The organism is Pseudomonas sp. B1-22, from assembly GCF_050474425.1.
GTDB lineage: Bacteria > Pseudomonadota > Gammaproteobacteria > Pseudomonadales > Pseudomonadaceae > Pseudomonas.
Window position 1 is genome coordinate 164,293 of sequence record NZ_JBCHVH010000002.1, and the last position, 20,615, is coordinate 184,907.

The 20,615-nt window shown below is 61.8% G+C and carries 20 protein-coding genes; 15 read left to right on the forward strand and 5 right to left on the reverse strand.

From position 1 onward, the window contains the following. Positions 1–117: 117 nt before the first annotated feature. A complete protein-coding gene (locus ACQ5BL_RS07605) occupies positions 118–822 on the reverse strand; it encodes a response regulator (RefSeq protein ID WP_207888478.1) in 705 nt (234 codons plus the stop codon). A gap of 768 nt (positions 823–1,590) precedes the next feature. On the opposite strand from ACQ5BL_RS07605, the gene ACQ5BL_RS07610 reads away from it, so the two are divergent. The 7 genes from ACQ5BL_RS07610 (at position 1,591) to ACQ5BL_RS07640 (ending at position 10,527) form a co-directional block, all read left to right on the forward strand. Next, a complete protein-coding gene (locus tag ACQ5BL_RS07610) occupies positions 1,591–4,482 on the forward strand; it encodes a ribonucleoside-diphosphate reductase subunit alpha (RefSeq protein WP_243808434.1) in 2,892 nt (963 codons plus the stop codon). Positions 4,483–4,720: 238 nt separating this feature from the next. Further along, positions 4,721–5,968, forward strand: coding sequence for a ribonucleotide-diphosphate reductase subunit beta (locus ACQ5BL_RS07615; RefSeq protein WP_207888480.1), 1,248 nt, complete (start codon positions 4,721–4,723; stop codon positions 5,966–5,968). Positions 5,969–6,084: 116 nt separating this feature from the next. After that, positions 6,085–6,639, forward strand: a complete 555-nt coding sequence (locus tag ACQ5BL_RS07620) for a hypothetical protein (RefSeq protein ID WP_430293058.1) — start codon at positions 6,085–6,087, stop codon at positions 6,637–6,639. An 11-nt stretch (positions 6,640–6,650) separates the two neighbouring features. Then, positions 6,651–7,643, forward strand: a complete 993-nt coding sequence (locus tag ACQ5BL_RS07625; protein ID WP_243808432.1) for a DGQHR domain-containing protein — start codon at positions 6,651–6,653, stop codon at positions 7,641–7,643. 374 nt (positions 7,644–8,017) lie between these two features. After that, on the forward strand, positions 8,018–8,485 hold the full coding sequence (locus ACQ5BL_RS07630; protein ID WP_243808431.1) for a BRO-N domain-containing protein: 468 nt from the start codon (positions 8,018–8,020) through the stop codon (positions 8,483–8,485). 1,285 nt (positions 8,486–9,770) lie between these two features. Next, entirely contained in the window at positions 9,771–9,965 is a 195-nt protein-coding gene (locus ACQ5BL_RS07635; RefSeq protein ID WP_243809088.1) for a hypothetical protein, read from the forward strand. A 364-nt stretch (positions 9,966–10,329) separates the two neighbouring features. Beyond that, a complete protein-coding gene (locus tag ACQ5BL_RS07640) occupies positions 10,330–10,527 on the forward strand; it encodes a hypothetical protein (protein WP_207888395.1) in 198 nt (65 codons plus the stop codon). A gap of 115 nt (positions 10,528–10,642) precedes the next feature. Here the strand turns inward: ACQ5BL_RS07640 and ACQ5BL_RS07645 are convergent, their stop codons facing one another. Beyond that, a complete protein-coding gene (locus ACQ5BL_RS07645; RefSeq protein ID WP_243809087.1) occupies positions 10,643–10,966 on the reverse strand; it encodes a hypothetical protein in 324 nt (107 codons plus the stop codon). A 325-nt stretch (positions 10,967–11,291) separates the two neighbouring features. Between ACQ5BL_RS07645 and ACQ5BL_RS07650 the strand changes: the two genes are divergently transcribed. From ACQ5BL_RS07650 to ACQ5BL_RS07670, 5 genes are all read left to right on the forward strand, one after another. Next, positions 11,292–12,350 carry a hypothetical protein gene (locus ACQ5BL_RS07650; RefSeq protein ID WP_243809086.1) on the forward strand — a complete coding sequence of 353 codons (1,059 nt, stop codon included), beginning with the start codon at positions 11,292–11,294 and terminating at the stop codon, positions 12,348–12,350. A gap of 113 nt (positions 12,351–12,463) precedes the next feature. Then, positions 12,464–12,706, forward strand: coding sequence for a hypothetical protein (locus ACQ5BL_RS07655; protein WP_243809085.1), 243 nt, complete (start codon positions 12,464–12,466; stop codon positions 12,704–12,706). Positions 12,707–12,776: 70 nt separating this feature from the next. Then, positions 12,777–13,661 carry a LysR family transcriptional regulator gene (locus tag ACQ5BL_RS07660; protein WP_207888398.1) on the forward strand — a complete coding sequence of 295 codons (885 nt, stop codon included), beginning with the start codon at positions 12,777–12,779 and terminating at the stop codon, positions 13,659–13,661. Between the two features lie 184 nt (positions 13,662–13,845). Continuing rightward, positions 13,846–14,682, forward strand: coding sequence for a bifunctional allantoicase/(S)-ureidoglycine aminohydrolase (locus ACQ5BL_RS07665; RefSeq protein ID WP_152222109.1), 837 nt, complete (start codon positions 13,846–13,848; stop codon positions 14,680–14,682). Positions 14,683–14,865: 183 nt separating this feature from the next. After that, positions 14,866–15,396 carry a hypothetical protein gene (locus ACQ5BL_RS07670; protein ID WP_243809084.1) on the forward strand — a complete coding sequence of 177 codons (531 nt, stop codon included), beginning with the start codon at positions 14,866–14,868 and terminating at the stop codon, positions 15,394–15,396. Positions 15,397–15,635: 239 nt separating this feature from the next. Here the strand turns inward: ACQ5BL_RS07670 and ACQ5BL_RS07675 are convergent, their stop codons facing one another. Next, a complete protein-coding gene (locus ACQ5BL_RS07675) occupies positions 15,636–16,484 on the reverse strand; it encodes a CAP domain-containing protein (RefSeq protein WP_243809083.1) in 849 nt (282 codons plus the stop codon). Positions 16,485–16,727: 243 nt separating this feature from the next. Here ACQ5BL_RS07675 and ACQ5BL_RS07680 point away from each other — a divergent pair, with 243 nt between their 5' ends. Then, positions 16,728–18,170, forward strand: a complete 1,443-nt coding sequence (locus tag ACQ5BL_RS07680) for a sensor domain-containing diguanylate cyclase (RefSeq protein WP_243809082.1) — start codon at positions 16,728–16,730, stop codon at positions 18,168–18,170. Positions 18,171–18,176: 6 nt separating this feature from the next. Here ACQ5BL_RS07680 and ACQ5BL_RS07685 read toward each other — a convergent pair whose 3' ends face one another. Next, entirely contained in the window at positions 18,177–18,476 is a 300-nt protein-coding gene (locus ACQ5BL_RS07685) for a putative quinol monooxygenase (protein ID WP_243809081.1), read from the reverse strand. A 168-nt stretch (positions 18,477–18,644) separates the two neighbouring features. Between ACQ5BL_RS07685 and ACQ5BL_RS07690 the strand changes: the two genes are divergently transcribed. Next, positions 18,645–19,238 carry an NAD(P)H-dependent oxidoreductase gene (locus tag ACQ5BL_RS07690; protein ID WP_430293061.1) on the forward strand — a complete coding sequence of 198 codons (594 nt, stop codon included), beginning with the start codon at positions 18,645–18,647 and terminating at the stop codon, positions 19,236–19,238. A 341-nt stretch (positions 19,239–19,579) separates the two neighbouring features. Further along, complete coding sequence (locus ACQ5BL_RS07695; protein ID WP_152222096.1) at positions 19,580–19,861, forward strand: peptidylprolyl isomerase; 282 nt, start codon at positions 19,580–19,582, stop codon at positions 19,859–19,861. Positions 19,862–19,908: 47 nt separating this feature from the next. Here the strand turns inward: ACQ5BL_RS07695 and ACQ5BL_RS07700 are convergent, their stop codons facing one another. Continuing rightward, positions 19,909–20,541, reverse strand: a complete 633-nt coding sequence (locus tag ACQ5BL_RS07700) for a LysE family translocator (RefSeq protein ID WP_243809079.1) — start codon at positions 20,539–20,541, stop codon at positions 19,909–19,911. Positions 20,542–20,615: the final 74 nt, after the last annotated feature.

The following is a 20,615-nucleotide window of genomic DNA, read 5'->3' on the forward strand; positions in this document are numbered from 1 at the left end:
TACACCAGAGCTTGCAGGCTGAAACCCAACTGGCAGCCGGTACAGACAGCCCCCTCTCCCTCCGGGAGAGGGCTGGGGTGAGGGCCAGCCCGAGCACGAAACTCACCCGGCCATGCCTCAAAGCTCCCCGACGAACAGGTAACCCTTGCTGCGCACCGTCTTGATCAGGCGCGGGTGCATCGGGTCGTCACCGATCTTCGGGCGGATGCGCGAAATGCGCACGTCGATGGAGCGGTCCTGGCCGTCGTACTCGATGCCGCGCAGGGAGTTGAAGATTTCCTCGCGGGACAGAATGCGCCCGGCGTTCGACGCCAGCAGCCAGAGCAGGTCGAACTCGGCGCTGGTCAGCTCGATGGTCTGCTCGTCCAGCCAGGCCTCGCGCATGGCGTTGTCGATCACCAGCTTGCCGAAGGTCAGGCGCTTGCCGCCGGCCACCGGAGCGGCCTCGGCCGGCTCGGAGCGCCGCAGCAAGGCGCGGATGCGCGCCAGCAGCAGGCGCGGACGCACCGGCTTGCACACATAATCGTCGGCGCCCATCTCCAGGCCCTGCACCTGGTCCATGTCGTCGGTGCGCGCGGTCAGCATCAGGATCGGGCCGTCGTAGTCCGGGCGCAGGCGCCGGCAGATCGACAGGCCATCCTCGCCGGGCAGCATCAGGTCGAGTACCACCAGGTCCGGCCGCTCGGCCAGCACCCGCTCCACCGCCGCCGCGCCGTTGGACTCGATGGCAACCGCCAGGCCATTGCTCTCCAGGTAATCCTGGGTCAGCTCGGCCAGTCGCTGGTCGTCCTCGACGATGAGAATGCGCGCTTCTTGTTCCACCTTGCCTCCTGATGCACGGCGGGCCCTATCCATGACTGAAGCAGAAAGCCCGCGAAAGCGGCCGGCATTGTAGCCAGATTGCCCGCGCCGTCGCACGCCGACGGCATAGGCAGACAATGCCCGAAAAGGTCAAGTCCTGCTGCGGCAAAAACACTACATATTGTGGTAGTGTTCACCCCCTCGCGACGCCACCCCGTTGAGTGAAAAATCTGTCATCAAGCACGACGAACGGTGAAAGGCCCTCAGCACGCGGGCTGGCGCGAGTTACCCGGCTTCACCCACATTTCACCCACATTTTATCCACAGCTTTTCCCACGCCCCTCTCCTTGCAAACCCCCCACTAGCGCATTATCTTGTATCCCCGTTGCGGCATACCCCTACATCTTGGGGTTGCCACCGTGAACCGGACACAAGAAGAAAGTCGAAGTCGCGAGCCTTTTCCATGGCTCCTCCGGTTCACCCACAACGTAATTCCAGCCGTACTGATGGACCAGGCGGGGCGACCCGCAAGGAGCGATTCATGTCGATGGAAACGCGGTACGGGTGTTGCAACGATACGTTCAACACCACTAGGTATTGTGGTCCCGGCCCGTAAAGCCGGCACCCGACTTGGGCCAGGGAGGCGCTTCGGGTCTCAATCCCCCTGCTCAGAGAATTTTCAGCTCGCGGTCCTGCCGCGGGCCACTGCTCTTTTCGCTCTTTATTTTTCGGGCCGGCACCCCAGGTGCCAGTAACACACCAATTACGAGAACGTGGAGACAACCACCCATGCAAATCGACACCACTCGCGAGAACCCGCAGGCCAACGCGCCGCAGGCCGCCGAATCCGTCCAGGATCTGGCCGCCACCGCGCCGGGCCAGCTGCGCGTGATCAAGCGCAACGGCACCGTAGTTCCCTACACCGATGACAAGATCACCGTAGCCATCACCAAGGCGTTCCTCGCCGTGGAAGGCGGCACCGCTGCCGCCTCGTCGCGCATCCATGAGACCGTGCGCCGCCTGACCGAACAGGTCACCGCGACCTTCAAGCGCCGCATGCCCTCCGGTGGCACCATCCACATCGAAGAGATCCAGGATCAGGTCGAACTGTCCCTGATGCGCGCCGGCGAGCAGAAAGTCGCCCGCGACTACGTGATCTACCGCGAAGCCCGTGCCAACGAGCGCAAGAACGCCGGCACCGCCAGCGACATCGCCCAGCCGCACCCGAGCATCCGCATCACCAAGGCCGACGGCAGCACCCAGCCGCTGGACATGGGCCGCCTGCAGACCATCATCCGCGAAGCCTGCGAAGGCCTGGCCGAAGTCGACGGCGACCTGATCGAACGCGAAACCCTGAAGAACCTGTACGACGGCGTCGCCGAGAAGGACGTCAACACCGCCCTGGTGATGACCGCCCGTACCCTGGTCGAGCGCGAGCCGAACTACTCCTACGTCACCGCCCGCCTGCTGATGGACACCCTGCGCGCAGAAGCCCTGGGCTTCCTGGGCGTGGCCGAGAGCGCCACTCACCACGAGATGGCCGACCTCTACACCAAGGCCCTGGCCGCCTACGTCGAGAAAGGCGCCGAGTTCGAGCTGATCGACAGCAAGCTGAAAGAGTTCGACCTGGCCAAGCTGGGCGCCGCGCTGAACCACGAGCGCGACCAGCAGTTCACCTACCTCGGCCTGCAGACCCTGTACGACCGCTACTTCATCCACAAGGACGGCATCCGTTTCGAACTGCCGCAGGTCTTCTTCATGCGCGTGGCCATGGGCCTGGCCATCGAAGAGAAGGACCGTGAAGCTCGCGCCATCGAGTTCTACAACCTGCTCTCCTCGTTCGACTACATGTCGTCGACCCCGACCCTGTTCAACGCCGGCACCCTGCGTCCGCAGCTCTCCAGCTGCTACCTGACCACCGTTCCGGACGACCTGTCGGGCATCTACAACGCCATCCACGACAACGCCATGCTGTCCAAATTCGCAGGCGGCCTGGGCAACGACTGGACTCCGGTGCGTGCGCTGGGCTCCTACATCAAGGGCACCAACGGCAAGTCCCAGGGCGTGGTTCCGTTCCTGAAAGTGGTGAACGACACCGCCGTCGCCGTAAACCAGGGCGGCAAGCGCAAGGGCGCCGTCTGCGCCTACCTGGAAACCTGGCACCTGGACATCGAGGAATTCCTCGAACTGCGCAAGAACACCGGTGACGACCGTCGCCGCACCCACGACATGAACACCGCGAACTGGATTCCGGACCTGTTCATGAAGCGCGTCTTCGACGACGGCAAGTGGACCCTGTTCTCCCCGTCCGAAGTACCGGACCTGCACGATCTGACCGGCAAGGCCTTCGAAGAGCGCTACGAGTATTACGAAGCCCTGACCGAGTACAACAAGATCAAGGTGTTCAAGGTCGTCCAGGCCAAGGACCTGTGGCGCAAGATGCTGTCCATGCTCTTCGAGACCGGCCACCCGTGGCTGACCTTCAAGGACCCGTGCAACCTGCGCAGCCCGCAGCAGCACGTGGGCGTGGTCCACAGCTCGAACCTGTGCACCGAGATCACCCTGAACACCAATGCCGACGAGATCGCCGTCTGCAACCTGGGCTCGATCAACCTGGTCAACCACATCGTCGACGGCAAGCTGGACACCGCCAAGCTCGAGAAGACCGTGAAGACCGCCGTGCGCATGCTCGATAACGTTATCGACATCAACTACTACTCGGTCCCGCAGGCTCGCAACTCGAACCTCAAGCACCGCCCGGTAGGCCTCGGCATCATGGGCTTCCAGGACGCGCTGTACCTGCAGCACATCCCGTACGGCTCCGATGCGGCCATCGAGTTCGCCGACAAGTCCATGGAAGCGGTCAGCTACTTCGCCATCCAGGCCTCCTGTGACCTGGCCGACGAGCGTGGCGCCTACGAGACCTTCAACGGCTCCCTGTGGTCCAAGGGCATCCTGCCGCTGGACTCCCAGCAGATCCTCATCGAAGCCCGTGGCCAGAAGTACATCGACGTCGACCTGACCGAGTCCCTGGACTGGGCGCCGGTCCGTGCCCGCGTACAGAAAGGTATTCGGAACTCGAACATCATGGCCATCGCGCCGACCGCGACCATCGCCAACATCACCGGCGTATCGCAGTCCATCGAGCCGACCTACCAGAACCTCTACGTGAAGTCGAACCTCTCCGGCGAGTTCACCGTGATCAACCCCTACCTGGTTCACGACCTCAAGGCTCGTGGCCTGTGGGACCCAGTCATGGTCAACGACCTGAAGTACTACGACGGCTCCGTGCAGCAGATCGAGCGCATCCCGCAAGACCTGAAGGACTTGTACGCCACCGCCTTCGAAGTCGAGACCAAGTGGATCGTCGACGCCGCCAGCCGCCGCCAGAAGTGGATCGATCAGGCCCAGTCCCTGAACCTCTACATCGCCGGCGCCTCGGGCAAGAAGCTGGACGTGACCTACCGCATGGCCTGGTTCCGTGGTCTGAAGACCACCTACTACCTCCGTGCCCTGGCCGCTACCAGCACCGAGAAGTCCACCATCAACACCGGCAAGCTCAACGCCGTGTCGGCGGGCAGCGACGAAGGCCTGCAAGCCGCTCCGGCCGCCGCGCCGCAGCCGGCCCCTGTACCCAAGGCCTGCAGCATCGACAATCCGGATTGCGAAGCCTGCCAATAAGGTGAGCGCGCCGCCTCGGCGGCGCTGACACCGAAACGGCAGACCGCACGGACTGTCCCCTCTCCCTCTGGGAGAGGGCTAGGGTGAGGGGCTCTTAAAGGCCCCCTTCCTCACAGAACAACAGCCTCCTCCGTCACGGACTTTCGTAGAGCGGAAGAAGCACAAGCTCTTAGCGTGCACCACACGCCACCAGACATCAGGCCGCCACAGAACGGCCATCCAGAACAGGAGAGGACCCATGCTGAGCTGGGACGAATTCGACAAAGAAGACGCCACCGAAACCAAGGCCGCCCCGGCAGTCGCCCAGGCCGCCGCGCAGAACGCTGACAAACTCGACTCCGAAGCCGCCGGCTCCGTCGAGGAAGCCCGCGCCGTTTCCGCCGCCGACTCCGACGCCGTCGCCCGTGCCAAGCAGGCCCTCGACGCCCTGGACATCCAGGAAGGCCTGGACGATCTGGAAGGCTCCGCTGCCCGCGTACAGGTCGGCGACAAGCAGATGATCAACGCCCGCGCCGACCTCAACCAGCTCGTACCCTTCAAGTACGACTGGGCCTGGCAGAAGTATCTGGATGGTTGCGCCAACCACTGGATGCCCCAGGAAGTGAACATGAACGCCGACATTGCCCTGTGGAAGAGCAAGGACGGCCTGTCCGAAGACGAGCGCCGCATCGTCATGCGCAACCTCGGCTTCTTCTCCACCGCCGACTCCCTGGTCGCCAACAACCTGGTGCTGGCCGTCTACCGCCTGATCACCAACCCCGAGTGCCGCCAGTACATCCTGCGCCAGGCCTTCGAGGAAGCGATCCACACCCACGCCTACCAGTACTGCATCGAGTCGCTGGGCATGGATGAGGGCGAAATCTTCAACATGTACCACGAGATCCCGAGCGTCGCGAAGAAAGCGTCCTGGGGCCTCAAGTACACCCGCTCGATCTCCGATCCGAAGTTCCAGACCGGCACCCCGGAGACCGACCGCCAGTTCCTGCGCAACCTGATCGCCTACTACTGCGTGCTGGAAGGCATCTTCTTCTACTGCGGCTTCACCCAGATCCTCTCCATGGGCCGCCGCAACAAGATGACCGGCACCGCCGAGCAGTTCCAGTACATCCTGCGCGACGAATCCATGCACCTGAACTTCGGCATCGACGTGATCAACCAGATCAAGATCGAAAACCCGCACCTGTGGGATGCCCAGATGAAGGACGAGGCCACGCAGATGATCCTCCAAGGCACCCAGCTGGAGATCGAATACGCTCGCGACACCATGCCGCGCGGCGTACTGGGCATGAACGCGGCGATGATGGAGGACTACCTCAAGTTCATCGCCAACCGCCGCCTGACCCAGATCGGCCTCAAAGAGGAATACCCGGGCACCAGCAACCCGTTCCCGTGGATGAGCGAAATCATGGACCTGAAGAAGGAAAAGAACTTCTTCGAGACCCGCGTGATCGAGTACCAGACCGGCGGCGCGCTGAGCTGGGACTGACGGAAGTAGTAGCAAGACCGCAAGTCAAGACCATTAGAAAACGCTGTAGACCGAAATGGATTTTGGGGCAGTGATTAGAAAGCGAAAAGCCCCGCCTAGTGCGGGGCTTTTCTATAATGATGGACTACGGCATGTGCCAACGACTAAAAAACTTTTTCTCGCCTAAGAATCTCGTTAGCTTAGGTTGGTTTCTCTTCATTGCAGTTTTGCTTGGCCAGTTAGGTGCAATGCTTTCCATCTTTAACGCCTGGTGGGATGGGAAAGACGCACTCAACGAACTGAACAGACAAGCACAGCAAGGAAATTTCATAATCTTCGCGACATCCCTGCTTGCAAGCTCGGCATTTTTCTTAGTCCGCGAATATGGAAAAAAGAAAGAGATATCCAACAAACACAGAAAGTCAAAGCTTCTTCTATTTGCAGCAGTACTAGGAATACTAGACGCCGTAATATCATTGAAGCTAATTCAAAGCCCAACATTTGTCTCTTGCGCCCAAGAAGCTCTGCACTGGCTAGCTTATACTGCTTCAATTCTGACGTCCGTCAGCCTCTGGAAGCTTGAAGAGGATGAGTCCGGCATGGCGGTGCTAAAAGAAATTAATGATAGCACCGACAAACTGACTCAAGACTCCGCCAAAAAAACCAGCACTTCTGACGGCTTCACGCTATAAGGGTTTATATAATGAATACTTACAGCTATATTCAATACAATCAGCCAGGCGGAAGCTTTTACGCATGCACAATCAATGCCGCTGATGTAATTAACCGTCTTGAAGTCAGAAGAAGAAGCGACAGTTCAGAGCTCGGAATCCAGCGGGACGAGGACAAGAAAAGAATCCGGGATATTGAGTCATACCTCCAAAAGCCCGAAGCAATAATTCCGACCCCTATCATTGTCTCCGCATCTAGTTCGGCAGTTTCTGTTACCCCCAACGAACTCAGAATTGATTCCAATGCAGATATAATCGGCCACATACTTGATGGCCAGCATCGCGTACTAGGACTCAGAGAGCTTCAACAAATAGCGCCAGAAAAGCTAGAACTAATTGAGCTTCTTATTGTTTTCGTTTTTGAAATTGACATCTATTCTGAAGCAACAATCTTCACAACAATCAACAGCAATCAAAAGCAAGTATCGAAATCTCTGATTTATGATCTATTCTCATTAAATCCAAATAGAAGCATAGAGAAAAGCTGTCACGAAATCGTAAAATCACTAAACGATGACGAGCAATCACCATTCTATAGAAAAATAAAGATCCTTGGAAAGAAAGTAGAAGACTCAGAGACCCTTTCTCAATCCGCCTTCATCGACCAGCTAATAAAATCGCTCACAGCAACCAATAGTGAAACCAGAAAGTTTTATGAAAACAAAGAAGAATGGGCATTAAGAAAAATAATCTCAAACGTCTTTAGTGCAATAAATTCAGCACTAGAGAAAGATGAAAACCAGTATCCTACTGATTATTTTTATCGCACATCTGGATATGGCGGAGTAATTCAATCCTTAAATAGCCTTATTGAAAACGCAAGAGACTCTAAAGATCTCAGTCAAGGCTATTTTGAAAAAATAATGAGTGACTTTATAAAAGCATACCCTACACCGCCAAGAGGAACAGGGAACTCAGCCATGCTGGATATCAAGCGAGGCATACTCTCAATATTGCAGCAATAGTAATTTGGGGGCGGAGATGCCCTTTCTCCGCCCCATATTGACGTACGCATAATCCCCCCCTACCCTCGTATCCGGCGCCTAAGAAACGCCTGAACCAGAGCGGTCCACCGCACCCGATAGCTTTTGCGGCTTTTTTGCGTCCGTAGGTCTAGCCACGTCCGCAGAAAAGGTCACTCGCGCTGTCGGGAGTGGGCTAATACAAGACCCGCAAGGGGAATACGTCCGGCCCGTCTCTGGTGGGTTTCTTAGCTCCCGACTCCAATTACGCCCTAAGAAGCGACCAGAGGTAATGGATATGCCTTTCACCCCCAGCCTTCGCCCCGAAGGCGCTTCGCTGTACCCGCCCTCTTCCCCCTCCACCCCGGAGGTGCGCCATGTCTGAAGAGGTCCTGATCCCCACCGTTTTCACCCGCCACAAGCGCCAGCTGCGCGCTGTGCTGCTGGAAGACCAGTGCTGGTTCTGCGCCCACGACCTGGGCCGGCTGATCGGCTTTCCGCTGTTGGCCGAGCGCGTGGAGCGCAACCTGGACGAGGACCAGTTCCGCCACGCCTGGATGCTCGATGGCAGCGGCGAGTACATCGATGAACTGCTGCTCGGCGAATCGGCGGTGTACGCCACGCTGATCCACTACTTCCACCCGGAAAACCGCAGCATCCGCCAGTGGCTCTCGCTGCACGTCATCCCAACCCTGCGCGACCAGCACCCCATCAGCTTTGGCGAGCCGCGTCGGGAAATACTGCAAGGGCCGACGACCTTGTCGGTGTTGAAATGGCAGGGCGTGGTTTGGGTGCCCTATCAGCAGTGGCCGGTGTTGAGTTCCGGGCCGGAGGGTTCTTCGTAGGATGGTGTGGAGCGGAGCGATACCCATCGTTCCGTGTGGTGGACGAATCGCGGGCCTGGCCCGCGATTTTGTTTGCTTCGGGTTGGGTGTTTCTGCGTCGCTTCGGTGTGTGCTGAGAGATTTTGTTTCGCCCCCTCGGGCGAGTCACTTTTCTCAAACGCCAGAAAAGTAACCAAAAGGGCTCGTCCCGGCATTCGGGTCTTCGCTTCGCTCAGACTTCCCTCCTTCCGGTATCGCTCCGAGGGTCGGCGTACAAGGGCCGTCCCTGGCCCTTTACGCCTCTCGCGGCATCCATGCCGCTCGCCCCTCTGCGCAATACCTCCACTCGGCCTCCTGACGGGACTCTGCTCGCGCCTGGGACTTTGGCTGCTTCATGCTGGATTGCTCTTCGTAGGATGGCGTGGAGCGAAGCGATACCCATCACGGCGGATAACGCTGCGCGTTATTCGCCCTACAAGAGCATCGCGGACGAAGTCCGCTCCTACGGAAGCATGCAGCTCTTGTAGGAGCGGACTCCGTCCGCGATCAGCTACGGTTCGCGAGCAAGGACTGGGTGTCCCCTCGGTCCTGCAGCGACTGGCATCTGCGCTTCCCTGGAAGCACAAATTTCGCCGCGATAGATTTCGCGGACAAAGTCCGCTCCTACGAGAGCATATGCGCCGCATAGCTCTGGCTCTGGCTCTGGCTCTGGCTCTGGATTTAAAGACTTCCAGAGAAACATCCGCGCACTCCGAGCGCCCCTTCAGGAGGCCGAGTGGAATCGGAGTTTCAGGGGTTGAGCGGCATGGATGCCGCGAGAGCGTCGTTGGGCCATGGATGGCCCGTCGACGCGCGCCCCTGAAACTTCGATGGAGCGAGGGAAGTCCCGCGAAGCGGGACCCGGATGTAGGGGCAAGCCTTCTTGGTTACTTCTTCGGCGTTTGGAAGAAGTAACTCGCCCGAGGGGGCGAAACAAAATCTCTCAACACACGCCGAAGCGGCGCATGAACAGCCCAACACGGCAGAGTGCAGTTCGCGAGCAAGCTCACTCCTACAGGTAGCCGGTAAATGTCCAGATAGCCGGACGGCAGCCTGGCGTAGGACGCCCTATCCGCGACATTGCGCACAAGACCGCCACTCAGGTTATTGAGGACCCGGATAGGAAAGTTCCGGCGACCAAATAGGAATATAAAAGGGGCCGTCAGCGACAGCGACCGGCTTGCCACCGCTGTTCCGAATCCCTGCGGGGAGCGCGCAACCTTGCCGCCCACGCACAACCAGGGGCCACGCCCACAGGTACGAGACGATGAAACTACGCAAGGAAATCGAGACTGCGATTCGCGAAGCCAACGAAGACCGCGCCAATGCTGCGCTGGCCATCTGTCTGCTGCTCGAATCCAGATTGGGGCTGTCCGCGCAGGGTTGGTTCGACGACGACCCGCTGCTGCAGAACGAGATCAACCTCCTGAAAACCTCCGGGCGCCTAACGGCACAGGGCTGACCACCCGGCTTGCTCCGGGCGCGGCCGGCGGCTCCCACCGTGTCGCCGGCTCATCCGCCAGCAGTCCAGTCCGGCCGCTCGACGTGCAATACCGGTAGGTATTTTCCGAAGTCGGCGGGCCCGCCGGTCCCTTAAGACACCGTTAATCTGCCAAAGCGACCTTGGAAAGCGTGGAGAACACCCGGCCTCCCCTCGCGCCACGCGCCGGCCGAGGATGCCGGGCGCCACGTTTCGTTCGAGCGGATGCGGCGGCGGCAAGACGCGTCGTCCTCCCGGTTCCACGTACCTATGCGACACCCACCGTGAGTTGCCCCACGCCTGACGAGGGGCCATGCCATCCACCCCGGCGCTTAGGAATGACGAGATGAAACTGCGAAAAGAGATTGAGAATGCGATCCGCGAAGCCAGGGAAGACCGTGCCGCTGCCGCCCTGGCGATCTGCGCACTGCTCGATGAGCGACTGAACCTGGCCGCACTCGGCTGGCTCGACGATGACCCGCTGCTGCTGCAAACCCTCAGGAAGCCCCAGCCGAGCCCGATCCGGGTCCTTTCCGCCGCCTGACGAAACACCGGCCCCTGCCAGCCAGGGGCCTGCACTGATTCCTCGGCAGAACGCTCAACTCCCGCCTCATTGCGCAACGTGCGGTGGCAACAACCGCCACCGCCGCACTCCTGGCTTACTCGTTGCCGACCCGCGCGGTGTCGCTCAGCGCATTGCAGTTGGTGGTATCGAGGCAATAGGTCAGGTAGGTCGCCTGCCGGCCGCAACCGCGCACGCCGATTGTGTATTCGGTGCGCTGGTAGCCGAAGCGGGTATCCGTGACCTTGCTCGACAGCACGCTGGAATTCACCTGCTGGCAATTGAGCTCGAACTTCGCCCGCGACTCGGTGGCGTTGAGGGCGGCCTGCTGGTTGGCAGCGATGAACTGTTGATCGTTCATGCAGCCGGACAGCGCAGCGGCAATAGCCAGCAGAGGCAGAAGTTTGGAAGAACCTTTCATGGTGACGCTCCTTGTGATTCCACGGGGGTAAGTTCTGAGTGTGCAGAGTCTAGACGGCCTCTCCGGGGGCGTGCTGTGCATTGGCCACATAAATGTCACCAAGCGCACTCCGAGCCTGGCTTCGAAACGAGTAATGAGGCGCGGTGCATCGGCGTACAACCGCGAACGGTTGTACGCCCTACGCGCAAGTGACGGATGGCGCTGGTTCGCGAGCAAGCTCGCTCCTACAAGTTGCCCCACCCCTTGTCGTGCGCCGACTGATGACAGCGCTGACGCACCTCCCTACCATGCCGGCAGTAAGCTAGCAGCCCAGCAAGGAAGCATCATGGAACGATGGAGTGATCGGCCTGCGCCTGAGCAGGACCTGATTGATCGGTTCGCAATAGTCAGCTCTGCATTTTTCAAGCGGTACTCGTCGCAGCTCGCCAAATTCGCCCCACCGGCAGCTGGGTTTGTTCTTTTCCTTCTGTATTTCCACGCCAACCACTTCTATCCAAGCTTCGACCTGCTCCAATTTTCATCACTGCTACTCGGCGCAGGCGTGCTCGGATTCTTCCTGATCGGACTGCTAATGGTTGGATTGCTGGCCCCAGGACTGCTGATATTTCACGGGTTCATCAATCGAACAGAGGTTCGCTCTGCCATCGGTAACTGGCTAGACCAAGACGAAGAGCGACGGCTTCGAAAGGCATTTGGCATTTTGGCGTTGTACTTCGCAGGGCCATATTCTCTCAACTCCCTCATTCTGACATCCGTCCTGCTGCATTCTCCTGCACTCTACCTCTGGGCACTCATCCTCGTGCCCCTGCTCGTATCCATGTTGTTTGGCATCGTCATACAACTGATCTTCAAACTTCCGGGAATCACATTCCTCCGTTTTTCTTACTGCTCCTGGATACCTGTCATGGTCACCGGAGGCGTGGCGTTCTCCGTCAGCGCCGATACCGCACCATTCCTCAACAGAATCGAGGACGGTGACCTGAAAGTTCTGGCCTTCTACCTGATTCCCCTGGGCGCCTGTCTCGTCGCCGCGATCTGCGCCGCAGGATGCTTTGGAGGCTTCGTCTACGCCCTGCATTTTTCGTTGTTCTTCGCTCTGGCAATCGCCTTCTACAGCGGCGTGCTCACCGGCATGCCAGACCGCGTCGTACGCAACCTGGGCCTGGGTAACTACGAAGCGCAGAGCGTCATACTGGAAAAGGGCTATTGCGAGGGGGCGGCCCCCAACGACTTGCCACTTACCCCTGAGTGCGAGCTGAAGAAGGTACAAGTGGTGTGGTCAATGGGCGATGTTCTGACGTTGCGCATTGGAGCGGGCAAGGATGCGCGCCAGGTACAACTCCCCTCTCGCTTCGTGAAAGCCATCGTGCAAGGCGAGCGTTAAACGATTGAGTGATCGGCGTACGACGGATGGCGCGGGTTTGCGAGCGAGCTGCCCCCTACAAATCCGTTGCCCTGATCTACGCTCATTGCTGTGCGATGCACAGGAGTGACGCAATGAGCACTGAAGGCAAGCTGAACCTCGACGAACTCAGCCTGGTCCCGCTGGAGCCGGACGAGGCGCCGCCGGCCGCATCCGCAGCGCCTGCCAAGCCCAAATTCATGGTCGATACCCGCCACGGGAAGGATCGTCGCAGCGGCACGGACCGGCGGCAGAGCATCCGTTTCGAGGCGGACCGCCGCAAGGGCGACCGGCGTGCGGGGTCGGGAGATCCCTGGTCGAAGTTCACCGACAACTAGCAAGGGATGATTGCTGGCCCACAGGTGAGCTGCTAAAAGCGGAATCGACATTCAGAAAATAGATTCCGCCATGAGCGAAAGTGAAAAATCGAATACCCGCCTGTTCGACCTCGATCTGCTTCGCGCCATCGTCACGGTGGCCGATTGCGGCAGCTTCACCACGGCCGCCACACGCCTGCACTCGACCCAGTCGACCATCAGCCAGAAGATCCGCCGCCTTGAAGAAATGGCCGGGCATCGCCTGCTGGAGCGCGGCAACCGCGACGTGTTGCCCACCGATGCCGGCGAGACGCTGCTGGGTTACGCGCGGCGCCTGCTGGCGCTGAACGACGAGATGGTCGAAGCGCTGTCCGGCGCCACGGTGGCGTTGACGGTGCGCATCGGCGTGCCGGATGACTTCGCCACCGGTCGCACCACCGAGCAACTGGCGGCCTTCAACCGGCGCTACCCGCAGGTGAAGCTGGAAGTCACCAGCGGCCTGAGCCGTGACATCTCCGCCAGCTACGACCGCGGCGAACTGGACCTGGTGCTGCTCAAGCAGCGGCAGAACGCCCGCGAGGCGGTGGCCTGCTGGCCGGAGAAGACGCGCTGGGTGGATAGCGCGAAGAATCCCTGCATCGAGCTGGACCCGCTGCCCATCGTGACCTTCCCACCGCGCGGGGTGTACCGCGACGAGATGATCGCTGCCCTGGAAGCCGTGGGCCGGCGCTGGCACATCAGCTTTACCAGTTCGAGTCTTTCCGGCATCCAGTCGGCCATCGCCGACGGCATGGGCATCGGCCTGTTGCCGCAGCGGGCGGTGACGGCGGAACACGCGGTGCTGCCGAAGAACACCGGCCTGCCCTCGGTGGATGTATTCGAGGTGGCGCTGCTGCATCGCCCGGCGGCGGACCCCAAGGTGAAGGAACTCGCCCGCGTGCTGTCGCGGGTTCTGGCCCAGGACACGCAGGGCTGAGCGGCGCGCTCACGCATTTGAAAAGTGAATACGGCGGATTCCAACATTTAATTTGTGCATGAACCCGCCGCTGGATATCGTGGCTCTCAGCGACGGACAACGCCCTGGCGGCGCACCGATCCGCACGAATTGTTCGACCCGGCGCCAGGCGCCGGGCAGCAAGACAACAATGAGGAAATCCCCCATGGCCAAAACCAGCTATTACGCGCCGCACGGCGGGCACCCGGCACAGACCGAGCTGCTCACCGACCGCGCGATGTTCACCGAAGCCTATGCCGTGATCCCCAAGGGCGTGATGCGTGACATCGTCACCAGCCATCTGCCCTTCTGGGACAACATGCGCATGTGGGTCATCGCCCGCCCGCTGTCCGGCTTTGCCGAGACCTTCTCCCAGTACATCGTCGAGCTGGCCCCCAACGGCGGCAGCGACAAGCCGGAGCAGGACGTCAACGCCGAGGCGGTGCTGTTCATCGTCGAAGGCGAGCTGACCCTGACCCTGCAGGGCCAGGTCCACAACATGCAGCCGGGCGGCTACGCCTTCATTCCGCCGGGCGCGGACTACAAGGTGCGCAACACCTCCGGCCAGCACACCCGCTTCCACTGGATCCGCAAGCACTACCAGAAGGTCGACGGCGTACCGCTGCCGGAAGCCTTCGTCACCAACGAGCAGGACATCGAGCCGAAGGTGATGCCGGATACCGAAGGCCGCTGGAGCACCACCCGCTTCGTCGACATGAGCGACATGCGCCATGACATGCACGTGAACATCGTGAACTTCGAGCCGGGCGGCGTGATTCCGTTCGCCGAGACCCACGTGATGGAACACGGCCTGTACGTGCTGGAAGGCAAGGCGGTCTACCGCCTGAACCAGGACTGGGTCGAGGTGGAAGCCGGCGACTTCATGTGGCTGCGCGCCTTCTGCCCGCAGGCTTGCTACTCCGGTGGCCCCGGTCGCTTCCGCTACCTGCTGTACAAGGATGTGAACCGTCATATGCGCCTGACCCTGAACCAGGCGCACTAAGCGACGGGTTCGGGCGGGAAGTCCCCTCGGACTACCGCAGCGACACAGAAAAAACCGGCGCCCTGGCGCCGGTTTTTCTTTTGCGCATAGCCCATGCCGTGACCGGCCTCGCGTAGCAAGCCCGCCCCAGTCTGCTAAAACGTCTGGCTGGAAACGTTTCGCAATCGCCGAGGAAACAGGTACATGGAAGTCCGGTTCTTGCCACAGACCGAGTTCGACAACGTCCATTTCTACCGCGCCGTCACCCTGCTAATCCTGCTGGCGATGGCCGTCTTCACGCTGATCAAGGTGTTCAGTGGCGTCGTTGCCCTGTTCTCCGCCCTGCCCCTCTGCCTGCTGCTGCTCGGCGGGCGCTTCGCGGTGGAGTGGCGGCGGGTGTCGAAGGCGGAACCGGCGTTCATCGACAAGGGTGAGCTGGTGCTCTGCGGCCAGGACAGCCACCGGCAGATCGCCCTGGAGACGATCAGTTCGGTGCGCAGCCGCCACAGCCTGTTCATGGTGCGGCGCTATCGCTCCTGGTCGGAGCATCTGGCGTTTCTGGAGTTCACGCTGAATGACGGCGAGCGCGTCGCCACCCTCGCCGAGAGCGGCGTGCTGGAATTCCCGGCCGGTGCGGGCACGCTGAAGGCGGTCGAGGCGGCGATTCTGGCGGCGAAGGTGAAGGGGCAGCGCCAGGGCGATGCCGACGGCGAGAGCGCCGCCGGTCATCGCTGAGGGTTGGCACCGTACGTACGCCGATTCAGCGTGGGCCGCCATTGGTGCCGTGGTCCGATCTGGAGTGCCTTGAAGCCAAGGTCAATCGACGTATAACGCGGAGCGTTGTACTCCCTGCGGGAGAGACGCTCTCGTAGGAGCGGAGCTTCTCCGCGATGGTCGGCGCAAGCCGACCGCCTTTCGGCGGGTTCGCGAGCAAGCTCGCTCCTACAGGGGGATCGGTGCCGGCCGAAACACGCTTACTGCGCCCCGAACAGCGCCGTCCAGTAGATGCCCGCGTCGCTCTTCGGGTCGGCGGCGTAGGCCGCGCCCAGTTCGCGGAATTGCGGGTTCATCAGGTTGGCGCAATGGCCGGGGCTGGACAGCCAGCTGTCCACCACCTTGCGCGCGTTGCCCTGGCCGGCGGCGATGTTCTCGCCGATCTGCTGGAACGTATAGCCGCCCAGTTCGGCGCGGTCGCCAGGGGTGCTGCCGTCGCGGCCCTTGTGGTCGAAGTAGTTGTTGTTGGCCATGTCGCGGCTATGGCCTTCGGCGATAGTGCCGAGGGTGGCGTTCCAGGTCAGCGCGGGCGCGTTGCCGAAGTTCTGCCCGCCGCACTGGCGCGCCTGGCCACGGGCGGCATTGATGGCCTGCAGCAGTTGCTGGCCTTCGGCCTCCCAGGTACCGAGCTTGCCTTGCAGCAGCGGACGGCCAAGGAGAATGCGCCAGTCTTCGCCCTCGCGGCTTACGCCAACGTCGACGAACTGCGGGTCGAGCAGCACCTGGCAGAAGCTCTCCTGCAGGGCCTTCATCGCCGCACTCACGTCACGCGGGCCGGTGAGGCTGAGCATGCGCACGCTGCTCATCGGGTAGCCGGTCTGGTTCAGCGCGCTCTTCCAGTCGCCGACGCCAGCGGGGATCGCCAGGCGCTGCTCCACCGCCAGCGGCGGGAGAACCTGCGAGGCGCTGCCGGCGCAGGACTGCACCTCGCCGCGATAGGCGTTGATGGCTTCGACCAGTTGTTCCTGTTCGGCGGCGACAGCGAAGGTGGCGGACAGCAGCCCCAGCGACAACAGCAGGCTACGCGGGATGTAGGACGTGGCACCCATGCAGGATTCCCCTTGGCGAAATGGCGTACATGATGCGTGATTCTTTGGCGTTTGGCTGCGCTCGCGAGCGATCCGACACCGCGTCAGAACCGGTTGCAGCCTGATCGATGAGTTATTTCCCGCGGCGGCCTGATCTGCGACAAGGGTTGGTTCTACTTCGATTGCACCGCTTTCAGCCTGTCAGACAATGAAAGAAACCGAACGTTTTCCGAACAGCGTCCGAACAAGGCGGGAGGTGCTGCTGTGTTCTACCCGCGTCGTGTTTTCCTGATTACCGTCCTGCTGGCGGTGGCGGCGTCGCTGCTGGCCGGCTGGCACATGCTGCAGATGAGGCAGGATGCGCTGGCCTATGCCCACGCCAGCGGCAAGAACACCCTGATGCTGGTGGAGCGGGACCTCCACCGCGACCTGGATGTGCATTGGCAAACCCTGCAAACGCTCGCCAACGTCATGGCCGGCCCGGCCACCCCCGAACTGTCCCGGCAGGTATTGCAGGAACTGGTGCAGGGGCACGCCGCCGGGGCCGCGCAGGCGGGCACGCTGGTGGTGACCGATGCGAAGGGCCACCTGCTGGTGGACCTCAACCACCTTGGCGAGGCACACAAGGACCTGTCCCGGCGCGAGTATTTCCGGGGGGCGCGCGACTACCCTTCGCGCCTGTTCCTGAGTCATCCGTTCCTGCCCCCCTACCCCGGCACCTTGCCCAGCATCGCGCTCAGCCGTGCCGTGCAGGACAAGCACGGCAACTTCCTCGGCGTGGTCGCGGCGATCAAGGAACTGCGGCACCTGGAAACCTTCGTCCGTGAACTGGACCTGGGAAAGCGCGAGGTGGTCTCGATCCGCCTGCTCGACGGCACGGTCCTGGCCCAATGGCCGCCGGCGCCAGCGCGCGACAGCGAGGATGAGAGCAGGACGTTCCGCAGTTTCGTCGCCAGTGGCGAGAAGGAGTCTTTCAGCCAGCAGCCCTATGGTTCGGAGGCTTACTGGCGAGGCTATCGGCGTGTCGGCGACTATCCGGTGACGGTCTCGGTCGAGTTGTACCGGGAGGATATCTTCCAGACCTGGACCGGCCGCAACTGGACCACCAGCGGGCTGCTGCTGGCGATCAACGCCGCAACGCTCTTCTTCGCCTTCCGCCTGACCCGCCACCTGCGTCGCCGAGACGCCAAGGAAGACCGCCTGCGCACCGAGGCCGACACCGACCCGCTGACCGGCCTGCACAACCGCCGCTGGTTCGACGACAAGGCTCGACTCGAATGGCAACGCCGCCGCGACGGTGACGGCGACCTGGCGGTGCTGATGCTGGATATCGACCAGTTCAAGGCCTACAACGACCACTACGGCCACCCGCGCGGCGACCTGGCGCTGATCAACGTGGCGCACCTCGTCCGCCAGGGCTGCCGCCGCGAGAGCGACGGCGCGGCACGCTACGGCGGCGAGGAGTTCGTGGTCATCCTGCCCGGCTGCGATACCGCCGCCGCGGAACGCGTGGCCGAATCGATTCGCCGCGCCGTGGAGGAAACCGCCCTGCCCCACGCCAAGGGCGATCGCGGCGTGGTGACCATCAGTATCGGCGTGGCGAGCACCTCGGATACCCCGGCGGACAGCATCGAAGCACTGGTCGCGGCGGCGGACGCGAATCTCTACGAGGCCAAGGCGGCGGGGCGCAACAAGGTGGTGGCGTGAAGCGGGTCAGCCCGCCAACGGCGCCATCACCTCGACTTCCTGGATATCGAAATCGCGGCGCAGGTAGTCCATGCGCTGCTCATGGAATTCGCGCATGTGCGGCAACGCGGTGTGCACGGCCAGGTGCTCGCGGCTCTGCCAGACCTCGAAGAAGGTGAACAGGGTCGGGTCGCTGGCGTCACGCAGCATGTGGTACTGGACGCAGCCGTCCTCGGCACGGCTCGGTGCGAGGTAGGTGCGGAACAGGTTCTCGAAGGCTTCTGACTTTTCCGGACGGGTGTGGGCCTGGAGGATGAAGGCGTACATGGGCGTGGGCCTCGGGATGGCGGATGAATTCCCCTATCCTGACGCAAACCAATCAGCAGTATTCGTGAGTCTTGCGCACATATCCTTTGTCGGGGAACGGGTTTTTCCCGCGTGCACGCGTCGATATCCTGCCGCCATCCAGAATTCGTCACTTCGAGAGTCCTTCCCATGAAAAAGATCCTGCTGATCAATGGCGGCAAGCAGTTCGCCCATTCCGACGGCCGCTACAACGCCACCCTGCACGAAGCCGCCATCGCTTACCTCGACCGCGCCGGCTGCGACGTGAAGGAAACCTTCGTGGACGGCGGCTACGACGTGGCCGAGGAAGTGCAGAAGATGCTCTGGGCCGACGTGGTGATCTACCAGATGCCCGGCTGGTGGATGGGTGCGCCCTGGACCGTCAAGCAGTACATCGACGAGGTCTTCACCGCCGGCCACGGCAGCCTCTACGCCAACGACGGCCGCACCCGCTCCGATGCCTCGCAGAAGTACGGCAGCGGCGGCCTGCTGCACGGCAAGCAATACATGATCTCGGCCACCTGGAACGCGCCGCAGCAGGCCTTCGACGACCCGACCGATTTCTTCGAAGGCAAGGGTGTGGACGCGGTGTACTTCCCCTTCCACAAGGCCAACCAGTTCCTGGGCATGAGCCCGCTGCCGACCTTCCTCTGCGTGGATGTGATGAAGCGTCCGAATATCGAGGGCGATGTGGAGCGTTACCAGCGGCACCTGGGCGAGGTGTTTGGTACCCAGGCATCATGAAGCGCCTTTCGTAGGAGCGAGCTTGCTCGCGAACGGACTTGCCGGCGGTTCCGGTGCTGGACTGATCGCGGACAGAGTCCGCTCCTACAAGAGCAGGTTCGCCTCGCAACAATTTGCCAGGACACGCCTCCGTAGGAGCGGACTGCGTCCGCGATTGAACCTCCCGACCACTCCGATGCCAGGCGGTTCGCGAGCAAGCTCGCTCCTACAAGAGCCGGGCCTTATTGCTCCGAGCTAGCCGGATGAACCTCGCAGCCGCGCCACCGGGCACCCGGCATTGGGTTCCGCCCGCGAATCAGCTAGGCTTCGCCCTTTCCTACTGCCTGTTCAGGAGTTATTCCATGGCCCGTGCATCCGCCCGTCACATCCTGGTTTCCAGCGAAGCCAAGTGCAATGAACTCAAAGCTGCCATCGAAGGCGGCGCCGATTTCGCCCAGGTGGCCCGCGACAACTCCACCTGCCCGTCCGGCCGCAGCGGCGGTGACCTGGGCAGCTTCCGTCCGGGCCAGATGGTTCGCGAGTTCGACCAGGTCGTGTTCAGCGCGCCGCTGAACGTCGTCCAGGGTCCGGTAAAGACCCAGTTCGGCTACCACCTGGTAGAAGTGACCAGCCGCGAGGACTGATCCGCTCCGCCTGCGCCGTGCCCGTCGATGGGCGCGGCGCCCTGCCTTCACACCGGCCCGCCACGGGCTGCCAGCATTACCCCCAGCCCCACCAGTATCGAGCCGCACACCCGCGGCATCAGGCGCTTGCCGCGCCCTTCTCCCAGCACGCCGAGCAGCAGTGAGGCGAACAGTACGGCGAGCACGTCGGCGCTGGAGAACACCAGGTTGACGATCACCCCGAGGATGAAGAACTGCAGGCCCACCGGCAGGCTGGCGGCCGGGTCGACGAACTGCGGCAGGAAGGTCAGGAAGAACAGCGCAGTCTTGGGGTTGAGCATCTCCACCACGATGCTGTCGCGCAGCACCTGCGGATGCGCCTCGGCCACTTCCTCAGCGCCTTCGAGCAGCCGGCGCTGGCCCAGGATCATCGAGCCGCCCAGCCAGATCAGGTAGGCCGCGCCGGCCAGCTTCAGGCCCAGGTACAAGGTGGGCGCATGGTGCAGCAGCGCAGCGAGCCCGGCGCTGGCGGCAAGGATGTGCAGGTAGCAGCCCAGGTGGATGCCCAGCGCCGCATGCAGGCCGGAGCGGCGGCCGTGGGCGAGGGTCTGCGAGGTCATGTAGAGGATGGCGGGGCCTGGCATGCAGGCGAAGGCCAGGGTCGCCAAGGCGAACGAGGCCCAGTAGGCAGACTGCAGCATGATCTGATCCTTCCCTTGATCACGAATGATGGTCTGGCGCCTCACAAGGGAGCGGCGAGCCAGTGGCGGGAAGG